Annotated in this window: 13 protein-coding genes; 9 read left to right on the forward strand and 4 right to left on the reverse strand. The window is 62.3% G+C overall.

Translation table 11 applies throughout. The features are described from left to right. Positions 1-22: 22 nt before the first annotated feature. The 3 genes from OKW20_RS30765 to OKW20_RS30775 form a co-directional block, all read right to left on the reverse strand. Positions 23-1,126 carry a glycosyltransferase family 4 protein gene (locus OKW20_RS30765; RefSeq protein WP_429178379.1) on the reverse strand — a complete coding sequence of 368 codons (1,104 nt, stop codon included), beginning with the start codon at positions 1,124-1,126 and terminating at the stop codon, positions 23-25. A gap of 72 nt (positions 1,127-1,198) precedes the next feature. Continuing rightward, positions 1,199-1,858, reverse strand: a complete 660-nt coding sequence (locus OKW20_RS30770; protein WP_429119392.1) for a response regulator — start codon at positions 1,856-1,858, stop codon at positions 1,199-1,201. Positions 1,859-1,988: 130 nt separating this feature from the next. Next, a complete protein-coding gene (locus OKW20_RS30775; protein ID WP_429178358.1) occupies positions 1,989-3,074 on the reverse strand; it encodes a glycosyltransferase in 1,086 nt (361 codons plus the stop codon). A 428-nt stretch (positions 3,075-3,502) separates the two neighbouring features. Here OKW20_RS30775 and OKW20_RS30780 point away from each other — a divergent pair, with 428 nt between their 5' ends. The 3 genes from OKW20_RS30780 (at position 3,503) to OKW20_RS30790 (ending at position 6,171) form a co-directional block, all read left to right on the forward strand. After that, complete coding sequence (locus OKW20_RS30780; protein ID WP_429178360.1) at positions 3,503-4,408, forward strand: methionyl-tRNA formyltransferase; 906 nt, start codon at positions 3,503-3,505, stop codon at positions 4,406-4,408. Positions 4,409-4,496: 88 nt separating this feature from the next. After that, positions 4,497-5,468 (forward strand): ATP-grasp domain-containing protein, encoded by a 972-nt coding sequence (locus tag OKW20_RS30785; RefSeq protein ID WP_429178362.1) that lies wholly within the window; start codon positions 4,497-4,499, stop codon positions 5,466-5,468. 4 nt (positions 5,469-5,472) lie between these two features. Continuing rightward, positions 5,473-6,171 (forward strand): HAD family hydrolase, encoded by a 699-nt coding sequence (locus OKW20_RS30790; protein ID WP_429178365.1) that lies wholly within the window; start codon positions 5,473-5,475, stop codon positions 6,169-6,171. A gap of 89 nt (positions 6,172-6,260) precedes the next feature. On the opposite strand, the gene OKW20_RS30795 is transcribed toward OKW20_RS30790, so the two are convergent. Beyond that, a complete protein-coding gene (locus tag OKW20_RS30795) occupies positions 6,261-7,451 on the reverse strand; it encodes a calcium-binding protein (protein ID WP_429178367.1) in 1,191 nt (396 codons plus the stop codon). Between the two features lie 251 nt (positions 7,452-7,702). On the opposite strand from OKW20_RS30795, the gene OKW20_RS30800 reads away from it, so the two are divergent. The 6 genes from OKW20_RS30800 (at position 7,703) to OKW20_RS30825 (ending at position 17,512) form a co-directional block, all read left to right on the forward strand. Continuing rightward, complete coding sequence (locus OKW20_RS30800) at positions 7,703-9,484, forward strand: type I secretion system permease/ATPase (protein ID WP_429178369.1); 1,782 nt, start codon at positions 7,703-7,705, stop codon at positions 9,482-9,484. 38 nt (positions 9,485-9,522) lie between these two features. Then, positions 9,523-10,803 carry an HlyD family type I secretion periplasmic adaptor subunit gene (locus tag OKW20_RS30805; RefSeq protein ID WP_246764824.1) on the forward strand — a complete coding sequence of 427 codons (1,281 nt, stop codon included), beginning with the start codon at positions 9,523-9,525 and terminating at the stop codon, positions 10,801-10,803. Positions 10,804-11,554: 751 nt separating this feature from the next. Then, positions 11,555-13,708, forward strand: a complete 2,154-nt coding sequence (locus OKW20_RS30810; protein WP_429178381.1) for a polysaccharide biosynthesis protein — start codon at positions 11,555-11,557, stop codon at positions 13,706-13,708. Between the two features lie 40 nt (positions 13,709-13,748). Beyond that, positions 13,749-14,972 carry a glycosyltransferase family 4 protein gene (locus tag OKW20_RS30815; RefSeq protein ID WP_429178371.1) on the forward strand — a complete coding sequence of 408 codons (1,224 nt, stop codon included), beginning with the start codon at positions 13,749-13,751 and terminating at the stop codon, positions 14,970-14,972. Between the two features lie 214 nt (positions 14,973-15,186). After that, positions 15,187-16,317, forward strand: coding sequence for a glycosyltransferase (locus OKW20_RS30820; RefSeq protein WP_429178373.1), 1,131 nt, complete (start codon positions 15,187-15,189; stop codon positions 16,315-16,317). A 343-nt stretch (positions 16,318-16,660) separates the two neighbouring features. Next, complete coding sequence (locus OKW20_RS30825; RefSeq protein WP_429119383.1) at positions 16,661-17,512, forward strand: ATP-binding protein; 852 nt, start codon at positions 16,661-16,663, stop codon at positions 17,510-17,512. The last annotated feature ends 173 nt before the right edge of the window (positions 17,513-17,685 follow it).

The following is a 17,685-nucleotide window of genomic DNA, read 5'->3' on the forward strand; positions in this document are numbered from 1 at the left end:
GCCTTCCCAAGGCGGTGCCGCATCAGGTCGATACGCGCGCTGCCGGGTAAAGCGCCTGGGCCTCGTCAGGCGCTGCGATGACGTCGTCCCATTGCTGAAGGACCGACTGGATGGCGTAGCGCGCGGCGACCGCGCGCGCGCCCATGGCGCCGATCTGCTGCCGGAGCGTTGCGTCGGCCGCCAGGCGGGCTATGGCCTCTGCCAGCCGGCGCGTGTCCTCCCTGGGGACGAGCATGCCAACTGCCGGCGTGTCGATGATTTCCGACGGTCCCCAGGGGCAATCGAAGGCGATGCTGGCAAGGCCGGCGGACATCGCCTCAAGCAGCACGTTCGGGAACCCTTCGAAGCGCGAACTGAGGACGAAGATATCACCGGTGTTGATCCATTCGACCGGGGATTTCGTCGTGCCAGGCAGCTGAACGCGGTTCGAAATGCCGAGACGTCGGACCTGTTCCTCGAGCGCCGGCCGTTCCGGGCCCTCGCCGAAGATTGTCAGCGTCATGTTCGGCGCGCGCCCGGCGATATCGGCAAAGGCGTCTATCAGCAGATCGAAGCCCTTCTGCCTGTCCAGGCGGCCGACGGCCAGCACCCGGGTGCTGGTGCCTGACTGTCTGTCACGCACATGCTGAAGCGTGATCGGGTTGGGGATGATCACGGCCTTGGCTTTGAGGGCCGGCGGCAGCGAATTGGCCGCTTCCGTCGTCTGCATTACCAGCCGCTCCGCCAGGCGGGCCGCCACCGGCCGCGCCAATCGCCACAGTCCGTTCATGTCTTGCGTGTTGAAGTTGTTTCGTTCGGAAAGGACGAGCCGCAGGCCGAGGCCGCGGCTGGCAAGCACGACCATGATGTTGACCTTCGTCAGAAAGGAGATGACGAGGTCGGGCGACAGGGCGCGCAGGCGCGCGCGCAATCGGGCGATACGCTCGGCCGTCCTGAACACAGGCACCGACGAACCGCCGCCGAGCGCTTCGACGCGGACGGAGCGGTCGTAGGCGAAGTAGGTCTCAGGGGTTTCCGCATTGAGCGCGAGCACGTGCACGTCGTCACCGCGGGCCGAGCGATGGCGCGCGAGGATGTTGACGACCTTTTCTGCGCCGCCGGCACCAAGCCCCGAAAGCACGAACACAATTCGCAATGGCGGCTCCTGTCTCGATTGGGGCAAGCGGACAATCCCGCCTGCGCCCGACCCGACCACGGCCTAGACGGCGCTCATCCAGCCGTGGGTCAAGGCGAAATGGACTATCTGCGCCCGCGTGTGGAGCTGCAGCTTCTCCGTCGCACGGGCCTTGTAGGTTTCGATCGATTTGACGCTCACATTGGCGCGCGCGCCGATTTCCTTATTGGAGTACCCAAGGGCGACGAGGCGCAGAACGTCCTGCTCGCGACGGGTCAGCCCCGGCACACCGGCCGTCTTCAACGCGCGCGATCCGGGACTTGGCGCCGCGCGGGTCAATTCCTGGGCGGTCGGCGGGTCAAGATAGAGCCCGCCATGCGTGACGGAGCGAACGGCAAGCAGCAGGTGCTCGGGCGCGGAGCATTTCTGGATGAAGCCCTTGACGCCGATCTGAAGCGCCTGCTGCGCGTAGGAACGTTCCGGATAAATCGTCATCACCACAACATAGGCCGAAAGCTGCTGCTTGAGGATTTGTTCGGCGAGCGTAAGGCCGCTCATGTCGGGAAGGGCGATATCGATGACCGAAACGTCCGGCCCGGTTTCCTTGATCAGCGCCAGCGCATCCGCACCTGTTCCCGCCGAGCCGACGCAGACAATATCGCTGGTCGTATCGATCGTCGCGCGGGCGCCGACGATGACGAGCGGATGGTCGTCGATAATGACCGTGCGTATCGGCGTCGTCATGATGCCCGCCTGACTGTCGGCGCCAAGTCCGCCGGCATTCGCGTAGGTCGAGCCCCCTTGTCGTTGTCGTTCATGTGTCGGTCCCCCTCTCCGAATTCTCTTTCCGCAGCTTGAGCCGCGCGGTGGCTTGCTAGAAGTTCCTCAGGAAATTGGAGTAACGCCGTTCGATGTTGTGCAGCGTGTATTCGCTTTCGATGCGATCGCGGGCGAGATGTGCGTAGCGGGCATATTCCTCCGGCGAGAGGTCGAGCACCTTGCGCATGGCGTCGGCAAAGGCCTCGGGATTGCGCGCAGGCACGACGATCCCGGCATTGCCGGCAACCTCCGCCGCGTCTCCGACGTCCGTTGCCACCACCATTTTTGCGTAGCTCATCGCCTCGGCAACAACATTCGGAAAGCCCTCGGTTCTGGAGGACAAAGCGAGAATGTCGATGCTGCGGTAGAAATCCTCCATGTCAGCGACTTCGCCTCTGAGGTCGATGGCCTCGCTCGGCAATCCGGCATCGGCAATCAGCCGCACGACTTCGGGATTGTCCCAGGCCAGCCCCCGGCCGGCGGCGAGAAAGCGCGTGTCGGGATGGGTGCGCAACACCGAAGCGGCGGCGCGAAAGAAGGTGGCGTGGTCCTTCTGCGGGTGGAAGCGTGCGACGATGCCGATCCGGCGGGGCGGCGCCTCATGGCCGGCCGCCACCGCCGGGATTTCGAAGCCGTTCGGGATGACGACCGAATTCAGGTTACGGTAGCCGTAGGCTCGGTGCATTTCCCGGGCGCGCGACGAATTGTAGATGATGCCGGAGGCCGAACCGGAGAGCACTCGGGCAGCGGCGATCGCCAAGTGCGAGCTTCGTGACAGCGAGGCCACATCATCCAGCGACTGGCGAACATTCCAGATGACCGGGGTGGCGCGGCGCGCAAGTTTGGCAGCGACCGTGCCGACCACCATGGCGTGGTACATCCAGCAGAGCATGACGCTCGGCTTTTCCTGGCGGATGATGTTGGCGAGCCGCATCGTGCCCTGCAGAATGGCTGGGAGCGAGTGCGCGCCAAGCGCCACATACTCGACGCGCGGATTGTCCGCGAGGTCACGGTTTCGCGCCGAGACATCGAGTAGCGACACGACCATGACGCGTTCGTCAGATGACGCCTTGAGCAGGCGCGCGAGCATCGTCTCAGCTCCGGCGCTTGCGCTGAAATTGGTGATCAAATGCAAAATCATACCGTGGATCCGAAGTTGCGCCGCCGTTAGGGCATTCCTCCGCATTCCCTGAGCCTGACGACGGGGCACACTGGTGTGTATCCCGGCGCTGGTCACAAGCATTAAATTCCTGGGCGCGCCATGAACGCCAGGACATCAACTTCCTATTGCCTCGAATTTGGAGGGCACATCGGATGCGATCATTTCTGAAATAGGTTCGTACTCTAAATTGGCCTTCCAGAGCGCACCCTAGAAAAGCAGTGGATTCAAGATACAACGGCAGACACTGTCATGCAATTATTCTCTTGCAGTATAGCCTGGCTCTGAAATAGCATCCCGTCATATCATACTTGAAATACATTTATATCGCCCGGATGGGTTATTTCTTCCCTTGGTTGTGATCCGAGTTGTATATTGCGCTCTGACACATTGTGCATTTGAGAACCAAAATGCGTTTTGCTCTGGTTGGTGCCGTCGAAGGATCCCGGATCGCGCTCGATGCCCTGTTGGCGAAGGGGATGCTGCCCTCCCTGGTGGTTACGCTGCCGCCGGAGGCTGCGGACCGCCATTCCGATTTCGCGGACTTGACGACGCCGGCGCGGGTGGCGGGCAGCGCGGTCTGCCATACGACCAATGTAAACGGCGAAGATACGCTTGCAGCCATTCGCGCCAGCGACCCAGACCTCGTCCTGGTCCTCGGCTGGTCGCAGATCTGCCGCCACGCCTTCCGCGCCATCCCGCGGCTCGGCGTGATCGGTTTTCACCCGTCGGCGCTGCCACGCCTGCGGGGCAGGGGCGTTATCCCCTGGACCATCCTGCTTGACGAAAAGACGACGGGCTCGTCGCTGTTCTGGATCGACGAGGGCACGGATTCCGGCCCCATCATCCTGCAGCGTCTGTTTTCGGTCGCGCCGGAGGAGACGGCGCGTAGTCTCTACGGCAAGCATGTGCGCAATCTCGCGGAGATGGCGCCGGAGGCTGTTGAATTGGCGGCAGCCGGCAGGGCGCCGCGGGTCGAGCAGGATCACAGCCTGGCGAGCTATTGCGCAAAGCGGGTCGCCGAGGATGGCCTGATTGATTGGCAGCGCCCGGCGGCGGAGGTGCTGCGCCTGATCAGGGCGGTCGGCGATCCCTATCCTGGCGCCTTTTCACGTCAGGACGGAAAGGTCGTCCATTTCGACGCGGCGCGGGCCTTCGCGGAGTCCTTTCGCTACATCGGCCTTGCCGCGCAAGTTCAGACCCATACGGCGGATGGTTTCACCGTCATGTGCGGAGACCGGCAGTGCATCGAGGTAACCGCGTGGCGTACAGCCGACGGCCGGCGCCCCCCGGTGCACAGCAAGTTGGGAGCGTGATCGCGCGGGCATTGGCATCGGGTTCAGTCAGGCGGGGCCGCGGCGATTGCCTTGACCCCTCGTCCTAACAGTCAAGGAGAAGGCGTGTATGGCGTACCGGTCGTTCAAGATCCTTGTCTCTTCCGCGGGAAGGCGTGTTGGCCTGATCGAGTGCTTTCGTCGGGCAGCACGCGCGCTGGACATCGATATCCAGATTCTGGCCTGCGACCTTGATCCCGATCTGAGCGCCGCCTGCGCCGTCGCTGACCGGGCCTTCGCGGTCCCTGCCTATAATCACCCGGAGTTCACCGGCCGCCTGGCGGAGATCGCGCGGGCGCATGACGTGCGCCTGCTCGTGCCTACGATCGATCCCGAACTGGTGCCGCTTGCGGCAGCGGCCGGGGATTTCGCCCGCTTCGATTGCCGCGTGCATGTGAGCACTCCCCCTGTCATCGACGTCGTGCGCGACAAGCTCGAAACCATGCGCGTGCTCGACGCGGCCGGAGTGCCGGTCCCGCGAACCGGTATGCTGGAGGAGGTTCGCGGCGAGCTTTCGCGTTGGAACTGGCCGCTGTTCCTCAAGCCCAATGCCGGGAGCGCAAGCCGCTCGATCAGCATGGTGCGCTCAATGGCCGATCTGCCGGAAACGACCGCAGAGCCGATGATCCTGCAGCAATATCTCGACGGCCCGGAGCATACGGTCAATGCGTTCGTCGATGACGGCGGCATCTTGCAGTCGGTCATTTCGCACCGGCGCCTGCGCATAAGGGCAGGCGAAGTCGAAAAGGGAGTCACCGAGCGTCATCCGGTGCATCGGGCGATGGCCGAGGGCATCTTGCGGGCGTTGCCGGACTTGCGCGGCGCGTTCTGTTTTCAGGTCATGGACGATCGGCTCACCGGCCCGCGGGTGATCGAAATCAATGCCCGTTTCGGCGGTGGCTATCCGCTCGTGGACCACGCCGGCGCGACCTTTGCGCAATGGCTGCTGGAGGAAGTGGCGGGCCTGTCGAGAACAGCGCACGACGATTGGCGCGAAGGCGTGCTGATGCTGCGATACGATGCAGCGGTCTTCAGGGGTTAGGCGGATGGGCGAGCAGGTGCTTGTCTTCGATCTTGACGATACGCTCTATCTGGAGCGGGATTTCGCCCTAAGCGGCTTCAGGGCCGTCGATGCCTGGCTGGCGCACCATCTGGGCGTAGAAGGCTTCGCCGGGCATTGCGAGGCCGCTGCCGCGCGTGGACACAGCGGGCGCGTTTTCGATACGGCCCTGGCGGCGATGGGGATTGCCGCCGACGAGGCGCTGGTAAGCCAGTTGGTTACCGTCTATCGCGGACACCAGCCCGAAATCACTCTGGCAAACGATGCGCGCCGCTATCTGGAGCGTGTGCGTGTCGGCCTAAGGGCGATCATCACCGACGGGCCCGCGGCCACGCAACAGGCCAAGGTCAAGGCGCTGGGGCTCGAAGCCCTCGTCGACCGGGTGATCTTCACTGACCTTTGGGGGAGAGAGTTCTGGAAGCCGCACGTACGGGCCTATGAGGCGATCGAGGCCTGGGCCAACGTCAAGCCGGACGCTCTCGTCTACATCGCCGACAATCCGCTCAAGGACTTTGTCACGCCGCGCCGGCGCGGATGGCAAACTGTGATGGTGGTGCGCGAAGCGCGGGTCCACCGCACGGCAGCACCCGACGAGGCGCACCAGGCCGACAGGCGGATCAGCGATCTCGACGAACTGGACGACGCCTTGCGATCACTTGCCTTGGGCGAAGCGGTCTCGCGCTGAGCTTACGCGATGTGATCTGCCAGTGAAGGCAGGGACGGGTAGTCGTGGCGGCCGCGGAGCGCGTATTCAAACCCGCGGCCGCCGGTATTTTATGCGAAGGTGAAGTCCGCGGCGCTGAAGTTGGCCGCAGACAGAGTACCGTTCGGATCGTCAACGACGATCTGGAAGGCGTGACCAGCCGAATCCTGTGCATTGAGGATCACGTCGCCACTCGGGTCGTCATAGGCAAACACGGTGCCGGGGCCGCCGGTGTTGGCGTAGCGGGTGATGCCGAGCTTTTCGAGAACGATGCGATCGAGACCATCCTGGTAGTCCATGATGGTATCCTGGCCGACGAGCGCGCCGGCGCCCTTGAGCACGAAGCGGTCGGCGTCGGCGCCGCCCCAGAGGAAATCGGAGCCGCTCTCGCCGATAAGCGTATCTTTGCCGGCATCGCCACGGATCGTGTCGTTGCCGTTGCCGCCATAGAACAGGTCATCGCCATCGCCGCCGTTCAGCGTGTCGTTGCCGTCTTCGCCGCTGATGCTGTCGTTGCCGCCATCACCATAGACGAGGTCGTCGCCTGCGCCGACGCTGATCTTGTCGACGCCGGCACCGCCATGGGCCTCGTCACGACCGCTCTCGGAATCGAGAATGTCGTTGCCGTCGCCGCCGTCGAGATAGTTGTCGCCGTCGCCGCCGTCGACCCGGTCATCGCCGATGCCGCCGTAGACGTGGTCATTGCCGGACTGGCCCTTGAGCGCGTCGTTGCCGCCTTCGCCATAGATGTAGTCGTCGCCGGCGCCGCCGCCGACGGCCTGCGTCGTCAATTTGCCGGTCGCCGGGTTGACGCGGTTGACGAAGCCGTCATTGCCGTCGCCGGCATAGATGATGTCATTGCCGGCGCCACCATCGATGTATTCTTCGCCGGCGCCGCCGTAGAAGGTATCGTTGCCGGCACCGCCGAGCATGGTGTCGTGGCCATCGCCGCCGTCGAGGATGTCGTCGCCGTCCTCGCCGTCGAAGATGTCGTTGCCCAGGCCACCGACGAAGTGGTCGTTGCCAAGGCCGCCATCGAAGGAGTCGTTGCCGACGCCGCCTTCAGCATAATCGTCGCCTGGACCGGCCTTGAAGAAGTCGTTGCCGTCGCCACCGTACATGCGGTCGTTGCCGTCGCCACCGTCGAGATAGTCGTCTCCGGCATAGCCCCAAAGGCTGTCGTCGCCGCCATATCCATAAATTGTGTCAGCTACGTTCGTGCCATAAAGCGTGTCAGCTACGGGTCTTCCCTTAACGATCATGTTTCCATCCTTTATTAGTGGGGCAGAATACGCGCCGTTGCTTTTACCGACCGCCGCGCAAAGACAGCAAGCGACCGGAGCGTGTGAAAACTGTGATCTGTCGCGTTGAATGGTGGGGGCTTAAAATAGCATCTATAAGCAACCGCTACAACAGATGTATAGTATCTACTCAACCCCCGGCACGTTGACATCGGGGAACACTTCCATCGATACGGCCCCACTCAAATTCCTGGAAACGGTGTCGTTGCAGCATGGTAGACAACAGAATCACAAGCGGCAGTTTACGCTCTGCGTTCCGGCGCAGCGTTATCGATCTCGGCTTGTTCTCGACGGTCGTCAATGTGCTGGCGTTGACGTCGCCTCTGTTTCTGATCCAGGTCTATGATCGGGTTTTGCCCTCTTCGAGCATCGAAACGCTCGTCTATCTGACGATAATCGCATTCCTTGCCTTCGCATTCCTCGGCCTGCTCGATGTGATTCGGGCGATCTATGCCGTGCGCATGGCGGCCAAGCTCGACAGCGAGCTCGGGGCGGCAGCCTTTGCGAACGTGGTCGCAGCAACGGGCAGGGAGCCGGGCGACATCCAGCCCTTGCGCGATCTTGCGACGGTCCGAGGCTTCATCGCTTCACGCGGCACGCCGGTCCTCTTCGATCTGCCGTTCTCGCCGGTGTTCGCGGCACTGCTTTATCTCCTGCATCCAATGCTCTTCCTGATGACGACCGTCGGCGCGATCGTGATCCTGCTCCTGGTTTTCCTCAATCAGTACATGAACAAGAAGGCGTCGCAGTTCGCGCAGGAGCGGATTACCAGCGCCAATCTGACGGCGCAGATGTTCAGCCGCAGTGCCGAGACGGTGCGTGCGATGGGCATGACGAACAATGTCAGCGAGGTCTGGGGCCGCCAGTTTGCCGCCGCGACTGCGGCAGCCGACGGAAATCTCGTCGTCAACGCCATCTTCGGCGGCATATCGCGATCGATCAGAATGATCCTGCAGATGGCGATCCTCGCCGTCGGCGCGACCCTTGTCCTGAAGGGGCAGATGACCGCCGGCATGATCTTTGCGTCCTCGATCCTGTCGGGCCGCGCACTGCAGCCACTCGATCAGCTGGTCGGGATCTGGAAGCAGGCAATGGAAGCGCGCAGCGCCTGGTCGCGGTTCGAAAAGGTGATCGAGGCCGGCAACGCCGATGGCCGCAAGCTTCTGCTGCCGAATCCCGCCGGCGATATCGCTGTGCGTGATCTGCTCTATGTTTCGCCGGACGCGGGAGCCGACCCCGAGCCGATCCTCAAACGGCTGAATTTCACGATCGCTGCCGGCGAAAGCGTTGCGGTTGTCGGCCCGAGCCGGGCGGGCAAGTCGACGCTTGCGCGGCTTTTGACCGGCGCCGTTGCCCCCACCGCGGGCTCGATCACCATCGACGGTGCGGATCTGAGAACCTGGGACGCAACGCAGCTTGGCAGCCTCATCGGCTATCTTGCACAGGACGTGCAGCTTCTGCCCGGCACGATCGCTGCCAATATCTCGCGCTTCGAGCCGGACGCGGCCGACGAGGCGGTGGTTGCGGCCGCGCGCGCGGCTCATGCCAATGATCTCATCCTGGCGCAAACGAAAGGCTATCAGACGCCGATCGGGCCCGGCTCCAACAATCTCTCCGGCGGCGAGCGGCAGCGCATCGGGCTTGCGCGCGCCTTCTACGGCTCTCCGCGTCTTCTCGTTCTCGACGAGCCGAACGCCAACCTCGACAGTGAAGGGGAAGCGGCACTCGGACGGGCGCTCAGAGACGCGAAGGAGCGCGGCGTCACGGTCATCATCGTCACGCACCGCATTTCGATCGCAACAACATGTGACCGGATCCTGGTGATGAAAAATGGCAGGATCGATGACTTCGGCCCAACGGACGAGGTGGCGCGGCGCGCGCAGTCCGAGCGGGCGGACCGGGCCGCGAAGGCAGCCGCTGCCAAGCGGCCGTCGAACGTCCCACCGGCAAACATCTCCGCCTTCCTGCCTGGCAGAACCGGGGACCGGCCATGACGGCGGCGGGTGCTCGGCGCTCCTGGCGGGAGACGATCGTGACCGATACCGGGTTTGTCGCCCGGCTCGGCTATGGGACGCTTGCCCTTATCCTTGTCGGCTTCGGCTATTGGGCGGCAACGGCGCCGCTCTCCGGCGCTGCCGTCGCTTCCGGTACGATCACGGCCACGGGCCGCAATGTCCTCGTGCAGCATCTGGAAGGCGGGATCGTCAGCGAGATCGCGGTTCGTGAAGGGGATGCCGTCGCAAGGGGGCAGACGCTCGTGGTCCTCGACGACACCGTGGCCCGCACCCAGCTCAACCGCCTTGCCAAGCAATGGGTGGCACTGAAGGCGCGGGAGGCGCGTCTTGCCGCCGAGCGGGACGGGAAGCGGGATCTGACGATCGCGATCGGCAATGCGCCGGCCACGATGTCGGCCGCAAGCCGAGACCTGACAGAAGAGCAGGTCAAGGAGTTTCAGACCCGGCTTGCGCGCTTCACCTCCGAAACCGTCATCCTGCAGCAGCGCGTCGAAAGCCTGAACGATGGGCTTGATGGTCTGGCCGCGCAGAAGGCGGCGGTCGAGAAACAGACGCAGATCGTGCGCAGCGAAGCCGAGCGCAAGTTCAATCTCCTGGAAAAGGGGCTGACGAACCGCACGGAGTACACGCAGCTTCTCCGCGTCGAAGCGGACCTGCTCGGCCAGGTCGGCATGCTGCAGGCGGAAGCCTCGTCGAGCCGCACGCAGGTGGCGGAAGCGCGTGAGCAGATCGAACGGCTGAAGACCCAGCGCGTCGAGCAGGCGGTGACCGCGATGAACGAGGTGAAGACCGGGCTCGCCGACGTCGAAGAACAGGTCGAGGCCGCACGCCGGGTGCTCGAGCGCACCGTCGTCAAGGCGCCGGTGGATGGCGTTGTCGTCGCCTCGGTCTACAATGCCGTCGGCAGTGTCGTCGGTCCCGGCGAAAAGATCATGGAGATCCTGCCGACAGGGGACCTGGTCGTCGATGCGCGTATTCATCCGCAGGACATCGACGTCGTCCATGTCGGTCAGCCGGCGAGGGTCCGCCTCTCGGCGCTCAACACCAGCCTGACGCCGGAGGTTTCAGCAACGGTTGCCCATGTCTCGGCCGACCGCCTTACCGATCCGGCGACGCGCGAGCCCTATTACCGGGCCGTGCTGCGCCTGGATACGCCGCTGCCGGCCGGCGTTCGCATGGAGCAACTGCATCCGGGGATGCCGATCGACGCCTTCATCGAACTCGGCGACCGCACCTTCCTTGAGTATCTGATCCGGCCGATTTCCGACTCCTATCGCCGTGCCTTTGCCGGGGAATGAGCCCACAAGGTCTTTCCCGCGCAAGATTGTGCTGAACCGGCGTGTCTGCTGATACGCGGGGCGCCACCTTGGCATGGGCCGCCTCCGGTTGTCTGGGGGCTGTCGGCGTCGCTCGCCCGTCACCCGAGAGCGGTTCCGGGGTGCGTGCTGGGGAGTGTGGAAGCGCCTTCTCCAATCGCGCTAAGATTTGTCAATTGTATATTTTTGGATGTACTGCAAGGCTTTCTTTATCTAATTTTGGAAATGAAAATCATATCTCTTTTTATACGTAAGAATGGGTGAGTTTGTTTTCGGAATTTGGATTTTATTTCTATATTTCGAGCGGTGCGTTCTGTTCCCGGAGGAGCGGAATGGTCGCTAGTTAATCCTAAAGGGCTATGGATTAATTTGAAGTAATACTATTGAGTTCTAAGATAATTAGGTAAATTGCTTCCGATAAAACGAAAAGATAATTTACACGCAGTTTTTGGCGTGCGAGAGTTTGGGCGAAGTTGACGTATTTTATTGCAAAGACCAAAGCTTGTATCCGTGCATATATAAAATAGATTTCAGGTAACTTTGTATGATCTGATCGGTATCAGAAGTTTATTCCAAACAAATTCAACGAGACATGACGTCTCAAGGCGCATCATTCGTCCGTCCGTTCTCGGCGCGGCGGTTGAATGGCGTTCTATGGATCGAAGGGTGTCGCATGCATCGCAACGAGGCCGCTGCCCAGCCCACGCAAGCCGTCGCCCCGTCTCCGCCGTCCATGGCGAGATACTGGGCAAGGTTCCTCACCATATTCACCTGGTTTGCCGCTGTCGGACGCGCACTTTTGCGCCTGGCGGCAAGAACGGCCGTATCCTCGGTCAAGCAGGTTCGTCGATCGCGTGTGCTCTATGCGATGGACATAGCGTCTGCAGCTTTGGCGCTCGTGGCAGCCTTTTTCCTGCGCTACGGTTTCGACGCGATGTCGACCCGTCCGGAGTTGATCTGGGCGCTGGTATCGACCGGGCCGCTATATCTTCTCGCCTGTGCGCTCGCCTTTCCGGTCGCCGGATTGTACGCCCGCGATTGGCGCTACTGCTCCGTTTCGGATCTGCGCTCGATCCTACAGGCCGTCTTGATCAGTTCGGCGGCGCTGGTTTTGATGTCGTTCTTTGCGAACCGTCTGCAGGATATGCCGCGAAGCGTCGTGCCGCTCGAGGCGCTGCTTTTGACCGCATTCCTTTCGGCTTCGCGGCTGAGCTTCCGGCTTGACGAACTGGCACTCCGCCCAAGCCGGCGCCAGCCGGTCGCCGAGGACAATGCCGAGCAGATCCCGACCTTGCTCGTCGGCAGCGGCCATGCGGCAGACCTCTATCTGAGAGCGCTCCGCCGCGATCCGCATTGCAGCCATAAGCCGGTCGGCTGCCTGGAAGTGACGCCGGAGCATACGGATATGACCTTGCGCGGCATTCCGATCCTCGGCGCGCTCAGCGATTTCGATAGTGTGGTCTGTGCGCTCGCAGAGAGTGGGCAGCTGCCGCGCCATGTCGTCTTTACCGAAGCGCTTTCGGCGTTCGGCGATGGGGCGGAGGATGTGATGCGGCGCGCCGAAGCGCGTGGCATGACCGTATCGCGCCTGACGCAGATCACGGAACTCAAGAGCGCCAAGCAGGAAAGCCGTTTCGAGCTGCGCTCGATCGAGCTGACGGATCTTCTGGAGCGCCCGCAGGCAGCCCTCGACAACGAGGCAATTCTGCGCCTCATCCGCGGCCGTCGCGTTCTGATCACCGGCGCCGGTGGTTCGATCGGCAGTGAGCTTACCTTGCAGGTGGCAGCGCGCGAACCGGCCGAGCTCATCCTGGTCGAGAACTGCGAGTACAATCTCTATGCGATCGATATGGAGCTCGGAGAGCGCTATCCGGCCGTCAAACGAACCGCAAACCTTTGCAACGTCCGCCGGGCCAATCGTGTCAACGACGTCTTTGCCAAGTATCGGCCGGAACTCGTCTTCCATGCTGCCGCACTCAAGCATGTGCCGATGGTGGAGCTTAACCCTTGCGAGGGCGTGCTGACCAATGTGATCGGCACGATGAACGTGGCGAATGCCGCCCGCCGCTTCAAGGTGCAGGCGATGGTGCAGGTGTCGACCGACAAGGTCGTAAACCCGACCAGCGTGATGGGCGGGACCAAGCGGCTGGCTGAACTCTATTGCCAGGCGCTCGACCTTCATTGCCTGAAGAAGGGCTCCGGCCCGCGCTTCATGACCGTTCGCTTCGGCAACGTGCTCGGTTCGAGCGGCTCGCTGATCCCGTTGTTCAAGCGGCAGATCGCCAAGGGTGGCCCGCTGACGGTGACGGATCCGCGCATGACACGCTTCTTCATGACCATTCGCGAAGCCGTCGAACTGACGCTGCAGGCTTCCGCCTACGGTCTCGAAGGCGAAATCGGCAAGGGCGAGATTTTCGTTCTCGATATGAATGAGCCGATCAAGATCATCGACATCGCCAAGCGGATGATCCGGCTTGCCGGTCTCACGCCGGGCAAGGACATCGACATCGAGATCATCGGCCTGAGGCCCGGCGAAAAGCTCTATGAGGAGCTGTTCGATAGCGGCGAGCAACGCATCAGCTCTCCCATTCCGGGCGTGCTCGGCGCGATCCCGAATGCCGTCCCCTTGACGACACTCAAGGAGATGTTCGCGCGCCTGAAGCTTTTTGCCGAACTCGGCGACCAGGCGATGGTTTTTGCGATCATGAACAGCCTCATTCCCGGCTTCGACAAGCATCCGGCCGAAGGTACCGCTGGGGCGCTCTCGTCGGATGACGGGGAGGAAGGGGCCGCCGACGCCGATGTCACGCATCTGACTGACGATGTCCTGCAAGCAGCGCTGTCGAGCCTTAGGCGGGGCCCGCCTTCGACGCCGATGCCGATGTGATCTGTGCGATCTTTCGAACGCTTGTATGGAGCGCGGCCTGATGTTGATTGACGCGAGCGACTATTCTCCGGTCAGGCAGCCGCCACAGCGGGTTGCGGTTACCGCTGGATCGGCGGTTGCCGGCGTGGTGCCGAAACAGCGGATCGCGGTGCTTTCGAGCTACAGCCGTTCGCTCACCAATTTTCGGCTGGAGCTGCTGCGGCGCCTGGTCGAGGCCGGCCATTCGGTTCTGGCAGTCGGGCCGGAAGAGGACGAGGACGTCGTCCGTCAGCTTGCCGCGATCGGTGTGGAGTTCGTCCGCTCGCCGATGGCACGCACGGGGCTCAATCCCCTGACGGATCTGACGACGCTCTGGTCCTACTGGCGGCTCTTTCGTTCACGGCAGATCGATGTCGTGATCCCCTATACGATGAAGCCGATCGTTTACGGCGGCATTGCCGCCCGGCTGGCCGGCGTCAAGCGACGGTATTTTCTCGTGACCGGCCTTGGCCATGTCTACTCGGATGCCGCAAGCAAGCGGTGGGTCGGGCGCCGCATCAAGCAGCTGAGCGTGCTGCTCTACCGGCTGGCGCTCAAGGGGGCTGGCGGGGTCTTTGCCTATAACCGCGCGGATTCCGCCGACATCGAGAGCTGCAGGCTGATCTCCGATCAGCGCGAACTGACGCTGGTCCCGGGCTCTGGGGTCGATCTCGACCACTATGCTTTTTCGAGCCCGCCCAGCGGGCGCCCGGTCTTTCTGCTTGTCGCCCGCCTGCTGAAGGACAAGGGGATCAGCGAATATGTCGAGGCCGCGCGCATCGTCCGCCAACAATTTCCGGAGGCCGAATTTCGTCTTCTGGGGCAGTTCGATCCCAGTCCGGCGGCGATCTCGGCTGAGACCATCGACGGATGGGTCAAGGACGGCAGCCTGAACTATCTCGGCGAAACCACGGATGTGCGTCCGCATCTCACCAATTGCAGCGTTTTCGTCCTACCGTCCTATTATCGCGAGGGCATACCGCGCAGCATTCTCGAGGCGATGTCGACGGGGCGCGCGGTGGTCACCACCGATCTGCCGGGCTGCGACGAGACGGTGGTCGACGGGCTCAATGGTTACCTGGTGGAGCCGCGCAACGCCAAGCAACTGGCCGAAGCCATGTGCCGCTTCCTGAGAGCGCCTTCGCTGATTGCGGACATGGGGCTCAGGTCACGTGAACTCGCCCAATCAAAGTTCGACGTGCATGCCGTGAACAAGCTGCTTCTTGAGCGCATGGCATTGATCTGACGGGCACATTTCACCTTTTTCAGAATAGTCGCGAGTGTTCTCCAAGAAAAGAACAACCGCGACGATGCTTTTCTAGAAACTTTTCGGTTGCACGTGTTTCTAGCGCTTCAATGAGAAACTCATAATTTTCGATGTATACATTACTAATAGTTGTTGAATTGACGGTTGCTATGCATAATCGCCTTCGAGGGATATTTGAGGCGATTGTCTTACGATGGCAGGCAGCGTCGTTCACATCATCAACGACCTTAACGGAAACGGCGGTGCCGAGCGCCTGGTCGTGGAAATGGCGCAGCGACAGACGCGGTTTTCGGCAACGGTAATCGTGTGGAAGGGAGCCAATAACGAGCTCCTCGAAGACACGGCCTTCGCTGCCGTGACGATCATCGCGGTCAAGCTGTCGAGCCCCCGTTCGATTGCCAAAGCATGGCGCGCGATGCGCGCAGCGGACGTCGTGCACGTCCACCTGTTTCCGTCCCTCTATTTTTGCGCGCTCCTGCCCTTTCGGAAAATCTACACCGAGCACAACACCTGGAACCGCCGAAGGGCGAGGCGGTGGCTGCGCGGCATCGAGCGCTGGGTCTATGGCCGTTACGACTGTGTTGCGGCGATCAGCACACCTGTGCGCGACCACCTGTCCGAATGGCTGGCGCCTATGGCCGCGAAAATCCACATCGTCGAAAACGGCGTCAGCCTGGACCGGTTTGCGTCGGCGCGCGACCGCAAGCCGAGACAGGATGGCCTCTTCTACATCGGCATGGTCGGAAGCTTCACCGAGAAGAAGGACCAGGAAACCATCGTGCGCGCCCTCCAGCGGCTTCCGGGCAATGTCCATGCGGTCTTTGCCGGTGTGGGGGACCGCCGTCCGATCGTCGAAGAACTCGCTGGCGCTCTGGGCGTGCGCGAGCGCGTCCACTTTTCCGGCTTGGTCCGGGATATCCCGGCGTTCCTCGGCCGCCTTGATCTCTATGTGCAATCGTCCCACTGGGAAGGCTTCGGGGTGGCGGTGGTCGAGGCGATGGCGTCGGACCTGCCGGTGCTGGTCAGCGATGTCGGAGGGCTGGCCGTCGTCGTTGACAACGACGACTACCGCTTCCCGGCGAAAAACCACGGGCAGCTTGCCGACCGCATTCGAGAACTTTCCAGTGATGACGAGAAGTATCGCAATGCAACAGCCTATGCGCGTCGCCGTGCGCAGGGCTTTTCGATCGACCGGACCGTCTCGTGCTACGAGGATCTTTACGATCTGATCAAGCCCGGTCCGCCGACATTGACGACGGCCGGCGCAGATACCGGCGCCTCTCGGTTCCGCCGTTCGTCGCACCCGTCACAGGATCTGCCCTGAGCAGTCGCGGCGTTCTGTCGGGGTATGTGGAGAAAGCAGGAGGCGACACGATCGGGCCACCGGGATCGTGGCATCACGCAGCGGCTCATTCGAAAGCAACTGCTGAAATGTAACTTGGAATCTCCGGGGGAGTTGGTATTATCCCTGCATTGTTTTCGAATATACTGAAATTAACTGTTGTCGTTTTCATGTTTTGGGAGCCGATGTCGGCCAGTTTACCCTCAGGATCGTTTTAGCGGGCGCTGAGCCCCTGTCTGGAAAGGCAGGCGGCAGAGCAATCGGCCGCTACCAGACGCCCCCCAGGGTTCGAGAGCCGCAGGCAGTTTTTACAGGTTGTCCGACCATGGTGATGAGCGCCCGGCAATTTTATTCGGGAAACGACGGCTCGACGGACTGGGTCCGGGAGTCTGAGTTCTTCGCAAGACTGAAGATGCGAAACGGCACCTTCAAGCTCACACAGCCGTCGCGCTTTCGCGAGCTGGAAACGGCATTCAGGCCCTTGCTTTCGCAGAGGGCAGGGCAGTTGCGGGAGGTGCTCGATGTCGGCGTTTCCACCGGCGTGACGACGGTCGAGCTTTTGCGATACCTGGAGGCCTGCGGGGCGAAACCGAAGATCACCGCCACCGATCTCTTCATCGACGCGCACATCGTCGACGTGGCGCCAGGGGTTCGCGTTCTTGCCGATCCGGAAGGTTGGCCGCTGCAATATGATGTCGCCGGTCTTGCGATCCGCCCCTGGATCCGACGGCTCGACTATGTTTCCCTTGCCTTCATTCCGCGCCAGTTGGCGAAATCCATGCTGCAGCCGCGCCTTCGCGCGCTGATCCGTAGCGGCAGGAGCGAGCCGGTCCAGATGATCACGCGGTCGTTGTCGCGCGACGATTCCATCGCATTCGTCGAGGATGACATCATGCGGCGCTCGCCGGACTTCGCCGGCCGCTTCGATCTCGTCAGAGCCGCGAACATTCTCAACAGGAGTTACTTCTCCAACGCGCAGATCCGCTTGGCCGTGTCCAACATTCGATCCTATCTGAGCGGCGCCGGAAGCTTGCTGATCGTGACCCGGACGAACGAGAAGGGCGAAAACGGGGGTACGCTTTTCGAGGTCGGCGCCGACGGCCGGTTCAAGGTCCTGATGCGCGTCGGCTCAGGATCCGAGGTCGAAGACCTGATCCTTGGTTGCCCCGCGCCCTAAGGCACTGGGCGGTTCAACCGGTCTCGCCTGGGACACGCCTCGGCTTTGTCGCTTTCCCAAGCGACGACATCTCAGCGAAACGGTAAACCTGATGGCCGAAGCCTTGACGCCGCCCGGGCGACAGGGAAGATTGCAACCCAGACGGAAGGTCCGGTTACGGACGCACTGGCCGA

Source organism: Ensifer sp. LBL (assembly GCF_050435225.1).
Classification (GTDB): domain Bacteria; phylum Pseudomonadota; class Alphaproteobacteria; order Rhizobiales; family Rhizobiaceae; genus Ensifer.

Bases quoted from the DNA above. Each gene is read 5' to 3' on its own strand.
- OKW20_RS30815 (WP_429178371.1), top strand. From the start codon at position 13,749: ATGTTGATTGACGCGAGCGACTATTCTCCGGTCAGGCAGCCGCCACAG.
- OKW20_RS30820 (WP_429178373.1), top strand. From the start codon at position 15,187: ATGGCAGGCAGCGTCGTTCACATCATCAACGACCTTAACGGAAACGGC.
- OKW20_RS30780 (WP_429178360.1), top strand. From the start codon at position 3,503: ATGCGTTTTGCTCTGGTTGGTGCCGTCGAAGGATCCCGGATCGCGCTC.
- OKW20_RS30810 (WP_429178381.1), top strand. From the start codon at position 11,555: ATGGCGAGATACTGGGCAAGGTTCCTCACCATATTCACCTGGTTTGCC.
- OKW20_RS30795 (WP_429178367.1), bottom strand. From the start codon at position 7,451: ATGATCGTTAAGGGAAGACCCGTAGCTGACACGCTTTATGGCACGAAC.
- OKW20_RS30775 (WP_429178358.1), bottom strand. From the start codon at position 3,074: ATGATTTTGCATTTGATCACCAATTTCAGCGCAAGCGCCGGAGCTGAG.
- OKW20_RS30785 (WP_429178362.1), top strand. From the start codon at position 4,497: ATGGCGTACCGGTCGTTCAAGATCCTTGTCTCTTCCGCGGGAAGGCGT.
- OKW20_RS30800 (WP_429178369.1), top strand. From the start codon at position 7,703: ATGGTAGACAACAGAATCACAAGCGGCAGTTTACGCTCTGCGTTCCGG.
- OKW20_RS30825 (WP_429119383.1), top strand. From the start codon at position 16,661: ATGGTGATGAGCGCCCGGCAATTTTATTCGGGAAACGACGGCTCGACG.
- OKW20_RS30790 (WP_429178365.1), top strand. From the start codon at position 5,473: ATGGGCGAGCAGGTGCTTGTCTTCGATCTTGACGATACGCTCTATCTG.
- OKW20_RS30770 (WP_429119392.1), bottom strand. From the start codon at position 1,858: ATGACGACGCCGATACGCACGGTCATTATCGACGACCATCCGCTCGTC.